Annotated in this window: 2 protein-coding genes; one reads left to right on the top strand and one right to left on the bottom strand. The window is 68.0% G+C overall.

What is annotated here, in order from left to right; translation table 11 throughout:
- Window positions 1-1063: ISL3 family transposase (locus H288_RS33440; protein ID WP_245274596.1), on the bottom strand; the 1063-nt coding region annotated here is incomplete at its 3' end.
- 100 nt (window positions 1064-1163) lie between these two features.
- Here H288_RS33440 and H288_RS35505 point away from each other — a divergent pair.
- Window positions 1164-1643, top strand: coding sequence for an integrase core domain-containing protein (locus tag H288_RS35505; RefSeq protein WP_020096595.1), 480 nt, complete (start codon window positions 1164-1166; stop codon window positions 1641-1643).
- Window positions 1644-1734: the final 91 nt, after the last annotated feature.

The raw sequence follows: 1734 nt of genomic DNA on the forward strand, positions 1-1734 counted from the left end.
GACGATCACGCCGCCGCCGGCCCCCAAGCGCCGCGGTCGTCCGCCAATGCGTCACGAGCCCGACCCCAATGCGGCCTGACCCACGGGAGTGGGGATTTTTGCTTCGGCGGATCTGAGGATGATGCACTCGGCGTTGACAGGCGCCGAGCGTGCGCGCGATCGTCTTGATCGCCACGCCCTCACCGTGCAGGCGTAGCGCCGCCTCGCAGCGCTGTCGTCGCCGGCTGCCCCCGTGCCCATTATCCTGCTCCGGAGGCAGGTCAGCAGGAGCGAGCGCGACCATGGCGGCTGGAGCGTCTTGGAACGCTGCCTGGCGGGCGGCCTCCCGGATTTCTGCCTGATGCCGCTCGACGCGTGAACGCAGCGCCTCGGAAGCGTTGGCGAGAAGGTGCCAGCGGTCCGCGACCTGGATCGCCTGCGGCGCGCCGAGCCGCGCAGCCTCGGCGTACGGCCCCGCTCGATCCCGGCTGACGACGGCGATGCCGGGATGCGCAGCAAGCCAATCCCGCACGGGCTCGCAGGCGCGGCCGGGCAGGAGATCAAGGACGCGACCCCGTTCCAGATCGCAGACGATCGTGCCGTAGCGCCGGCCCCGCCGCCAAGCCCAGTCGTCGATCCCGACCACACGCGCGGACGCGCACCCTGCGCTCTTGCAACGGCGGATCAGCCGCAGGACGGTGTCGCCGCTGACCGGCATGGCAAGCCGTCGCGACAAGCGGGCGCCGGCCTCGCCGCCGAGCGCCATGCCGATATCGGTCTGCGCCTCGGCCAAGCGATCGCTGCGCTGTGCCCTCGCACGGGCGAGGCCGGGAACAGGCTCGGCAAAGATGCGGCCCGGACAATGGCTGCAGCGGAAGCGGCGCACCTTCACCCGCCACGTGACCGAGCGATCCTGCCAGGGCAGGTCCTTCAGGGTTCGCCAGTACGAGCTATGCACCCGGGCCGACCATCGCCCACACTGCGGGCAGGCTGCGCGGGCTGCGGTCGTCCTGGCCGTGATCGTCAGCGCATCGGCGTTCAGCGCAAGCTCGTCGACCTGCACACCTTCTGAAACCGAGGGCAATAACGGGTTCGAGATCCGCATCGCGCTCTCCCTCCGCCACCCCAGGGATCAACGCTTCACAAGGCGCTCAGCACCGAACCTGCGGAAGAACCAGTTTGCCTTGTCGCCTGACAACGACGAGACCACCGCCTCGGCGGTGGCCTTCCTGACAGACGCCCTTGGGGCTTTTCCGTTCAAGGTCACGCACGTGCTCACTGACCGCGGCTCCTGCCTTACGGCCGATGCGTTCGAGGACGCCTGCGAGCGGCACGGTGTGCAGCATCGCAAGACGCGCCCCTACACACCCAAAACAAACGGCATGGTCGAGCGCTTCAACGGCCGCGTCCAGCGGGAGGTGCTCGGCATCACGCTCTATAGCCACGCCGACCTGGAGATCGTGCTGCGCGGCTTCAACGCCGCCTACACCGGCCGCCGGCAGCGCGTGCTGAACGGGCTCTCGCCCGAAATGGTGCTGCGTCAGCGTCTGGAAGCCGATCCCGCATTGGCCAACCCAACCTACAGACCACCCAGTCCCCGTCTCATCAAACAAGCCCTCCGCATCGTTGAAGATGCTATGGAGGTCTCACATCCAGACAGCTAGGAGCCTGTCCGAGTAATTCCCTCGACGGCGGATCGGGAGGATGATTCACTCGGCTCATGGCCAAGGTGTTTCGCGCGTGGGACGTCGATCA

This window comes from Methylobacterium sp. 285MFTsu5.1 (genome assembly GCF_000383455.1).
Classification (GTDB): Bacteria; Pseudomonadota; Alphaproteobacteria; order Rhizobiales; family Beijerinckiaceae; genus Methylobacterium.